4 protein-coding genes are annotated in these 3,621 nt (G+C 76.4%); 2 read left to right on the plus strand and 2 right to left on the minus strand.

From position 1 onward, the window contains the following. The first annotated feature begins 208 nt into the window (after positions 1–208). On the plus strand, positions 209–694 hold the full coding sequence (locus HCN56_RS24415; protein WP_209313145.1) for a DUF6286 domain-containing protein: 486 nt from the start codon (positions 209–211) through the stop codon (positions 692–694). A 69-nt stretch (positions 695–763) separates the two neighbouring features. Further along, positions 764–1,360 carry an alkaline shock response membrane anchor protein AmaP gene (amaP, locus tag HCN56_RS24420; protein ID WP_167974647.1) on the plus strand — a complete coding sequence of 199 codons (597 nt, stop codon included), beginning with the start codon at positions 764–766 and terminating at the stop codon, positions 1,358–1,360. Between the two features lie 68 nt (positions 1,361–1,428). Here the strand turns inward: amaP and HCN56_RS24425 are convergent, their stop codons facing one another. Then, complete coding sequence (locus HCN56_RS24425; protein WP_167974649.1) at positions 1,429–2,385, minus strand: SURF1 family cytochrome oxidase biogenesis protein; 957 nt, start codon at positions 2,383–2,385, stop codon at positions 1,429–1,431. A 25-nt stretch (positions 2,386–2,410) separates the two neighbouring features. Then, complete coding sequence (locus HCN56_RS24430) at positions 2,411–3,448, minus strand: DEDDh family exonuclease (protein WP_167974651.1); 1,038 nt, start codon at positions 3,446–3,448, stop codon at positions 2,411–2,413. Positions 3,449–3,621: the final 173 nt, after the last annotated feature.

A 3,621-nucleotide genomic window follows, 5' to 3' on the forward strand; every position in this document is an offset into this window, starting at 1 on the left:
GCTGTAGATCTCCCTCGGCGAACCGGCCGGCGACGAAGCCGACGGCGCCGAGCGCGGCGACCAGCAGGAAGGCACCGAACCCGCCGCCCCCGCGACCGGCGGCCCGGCACACGTCGACGACGGCCGGCCGCTCGACACCACCGACGAGCCGTCGCACCCGGCGCGGCGGTTCTGGTCCGCACGACGGCTGCCCGCCGCCGCGCTCGCCGTGCTGCTGCTCGCCGCGCTCGGCCCGCTGCTCTACGACGTCGCGGCGGTCCGCGCCGACCGGCCCGCCGCCGCCTGGCGCACCGAACTCGCCGACCAGCTCGCCGCGCGCTCCCTCGACGACCCCTGGGTCGTCGCGATCGCCGTCGCCCTCGTGGTCGTGGGGCTCGCGCTGATCGTCGCCGCCCTGACCCCCGGCCTGCGCGGGGTGCTGCCCATGCGCCGGACCGATGCCCGGGTCAGGCCGGGCATCGAGCGCAACGCCGCCGCCCAGGTGGTGCGCGACCGGGCGATGGACGTCGCCGGGGTGATGTCGGTCCGGGTCCGCGTCGGACGCTCCCGGGTCCGGGTCGCCGCCCGCGCGCACTTCCGGGACCTCGACGAGGTCCGTGCGGACCTGGACGGCGCCATGCGCCACGCCCTGGCCGAACTGGACCTCGCCCACCGCCCCGCGCTCACCGTTCAGGTCAGCCGTCCCGCGAGCTGACGCGACCGCCCTGCCGGCTCCGGCCGCCGCCGCACGACGACGCCCCGCACGGGGCGGAAAGATCTGGAGATGCTGCGAACCGTCAACAGGGTCGTCCTCACCCTCGCCGGCCTGGCCCTCGTCGGGGCCGGCGGCGTCGTGCTGGCCATGGCCGCCGACCTGCCCTCACGGCTCGGGGTGGGGCTGCCCGCCGACTGGTCCTGGCGGGGTCCGGACTCCGCCGTACTCAGCCGTGCCGACCGACTGCACTGGCAGGGCGAGAGCTGGTGGTGGCCGGTGGTCATCGGCACCCTCGCCGTGCTGGTGCTGCTCGCCCTCTGGTGGTTCCTCGCGCAGCTGCGCCGCCGACGCCTCGGCACGCTCGACGTGGACACCGGCGACGGCGGGGCGGCCCGGCTGCGGGCCGGCGCCGTGGAGGACGTGCTGACGGCGGAGGCCGAGTCGCTGCCCGGGGTCGAACGGGCCCGGTTCACCCTGGTCGGCCGCCGGGGCGGCCCCGGCGCGCGGGTGGGCCTGCTGATCGCCCCGCAGGCGCGGCCACGCGACGTGGTGCACATTCTGCGGGACCGCACCCTGGAGAACGCCCGCGTCTCGGCGGGGGCCGCGGAGCTGCCCGCGGAGATCCGGCTGCGTGCGACGCGCCACGCCGCCGACCGCGTCACCTGAGCCGTCCCGACACCCGGTAGGCCACACGGGCACGGGGGAGCAGCGGCGCGGGGGAGCGGCCGCCCGGGTCAGCGGCCGGCCGGTACGCCGGGCGACCCCACCGCCGGGGCGTCGGCGTCGTTGCGCTCACCGGTGTCGTCGCCCTCCCGCGGAGCGTCCGGGCCGCCGTCGGCCGCGTCGCCACCGCTCGGGCCGCTGTCGGCCGGCGTGTCAGGGCCGCGCCCCGGGGCCGGCCCGGCGGGGCCCTGGTCGGAGCCGCCCTCACCGGCGGCGGCGTCGGCCAGCTCGCGCCGCAACAGAATCCACCATCCGACCGGGACCATCGCGGCGAAGAGCCACCACTGCAGCGCGTACGCGAAGTGCGCGCCGATGCCGCTGTGCCCGGGGGCGGCGAGCCGCTCCGGCTCCTCGGCACCGTCCGGGAGCTCGGGCTCCAGCTCCGTCAGCACCATGTGACCGCTGAGGAACGGCATCCCCGCCGCCTCGGCCCGCTGCTCGCTGTTGACCAGCATGACCATGCCCTCGGGCAGCCCCTGGGTGTCCCGGATGCCGGTCGTCTCCGTCGTCTCGTCCACCATCAGCCGACCGGTGACCGTGACCTCGCCCTCGGGCGCCGGCGGCACCTCCGGCATCCGGGTGGGGTCGTTCCCCGCGGGGACGAACCCCCGGTTGACGAGGACCGCCGGGCCCTCGTCGGGCACCAGCGGGGTCAGCACGAAGTAGCCGAGGACGCCCTTCTGGTTCCCGGTCCGCGACCGGGCCACGACCTCCTGCGAGGCGTCGAACCGCCCTGTGGCGGTCACCCCCCGGAAGCGGTCGTCGGGGTCGGGCGCCTCGCCGGGAGCGGACAGCTCCGACATCGGCACCGGGGGCGCGGCCAGGCTGCCGCCGATGAGCTCGTTGCGGGCGACGCGCTGGTCGTGGCGGTCGTACTGCCAGTTGCCGGCCCAGATGAAGGCCGGGATCAGCAGCAGCGCCACGAGGGTCAGCATCACCCATTGACGGGACAGCAGCACACGGAACACAGCTACCGACGGTACCGGAGGCCGTTCACCGCTCCGGCGCCGGGGCGTCGGCCGCGCCCTCGGCCGGCGCGACGTCCCGCAGCAGCTGGGTGAAGGCAGCCTCGTCCACCACCGGGGTGCCGTGGCGCCGGGCCCGCGCCAGCTTGCCGGTCACCGCGTCCGGGTCGTTGGTCACCAGCAGGCTGGTGAGGCCGGAGACGCTGGTGGCGACGTGGAGACCCGCCTCGCACGCCTGGTCCTCCAGCAGTTCCCGGTCGACGGAGGTGTCGCCGGAGAACGCGACGCGCATCCCCTGCGTCAGCTGTCCGCCCGGCTGGTAGCGGCCCGGGTTGGGGTAGGGGCTCGGCGGCAGCCGCCGCGCCTGCCGCCACATCCCGGCGCCCGCGCGCGACGCGGCGCCGCCCACCCGGCCGCCGCTCCCGCGGGCGCCGTCGCTCATCTCCGTCAGCGGCCGGCACATCAGCAGCGGCAGCCGCACCCCCTGCCGTGCCGCCCGGCGCAGACTCGGCGCGAACGCCTCGGCCAGAACCCGCGCGTCGTCCAGCGCGTGGTGGGCGCGTTCCTGCCGCACCCCGAAGTAGGCGATGAGCGAGGACAGCTTGTGGTTGGGGAGCGGCAGCCCCAGTTCCTTGGCGAGGGCGATGGTGCACAGCCGCTGCCGGACCGGGGGCTCGCTCCCGGCGCGCGCGAACTCGCGGGCGATCATCGTCCAGTCGAAGACCGCGTTGTGGGCGACCAGGACCCGCCCCTCCAGCCGCCGCGCGAGCTCCTCGGCCACCTCGGAGAAGAGCGGTGCGTCCGCCAGCGTCTCCGAGGTGAGGCCGTGAATCCAGGTCGGCCCCGGGTCGCGCTGCGGGTTGACCAGCGTGTACCAGTGGTCCTCCACCTCCGCGCGGGAGTTGAGGCGGTATACGGCGGCGGAGACGATGCGGTCCTCGCGCGACAGGCCGGTGGTCTCGACGTCGACCACCGCGTAGCCCTCCGGATAGCCCTGTGGCCAGGGCGCGTTGGCGGGCTCCTGTGCGGGGACGTAGGCCGTGGGCGAGCGGTGGTCTTCGGGCATGGTTCCAGAGAATACGGGCCGGTACCGACAGTTCGGTCATCCGCCCACGCCCCTTCACCGACCCGACACGCGCGCGAACTGACGCGCACCCAGCCCCGCGGCCCGCCCGGCGGCCCCGCCGGTCGTTGCGCGCCGGCCGCCCCGGCCGCCCCCCGGGGAACGTGACCGCGCGG

The organism is Streptomyces lonarensis (genome assembly GCF_012033735.1).
Classification (GTDB): Bacteria; Actinomycetota; Actinomycetes; order Streptomycetales; family Streptomycetaceae; genus Streptomyces; species Streptomyces lonarensis.

Bases quoted from the DNA above. Each gene is read 5' to 3' on its own strand.
- HCN56_RS24430 (WP_167974651.1), bottom strand. From the start codon at position 3,448: ATGCCCGAAGACCACCGCTCGCCCACGGCCTACGTCCCCGCACAGGAG.
- amaP (WP_167974647.1), top strand. From the start codon at position 764: ATGCTGCGAACCGTCAACAGGGTCGTCCTCACCCTCGCCGGCCTGGCC.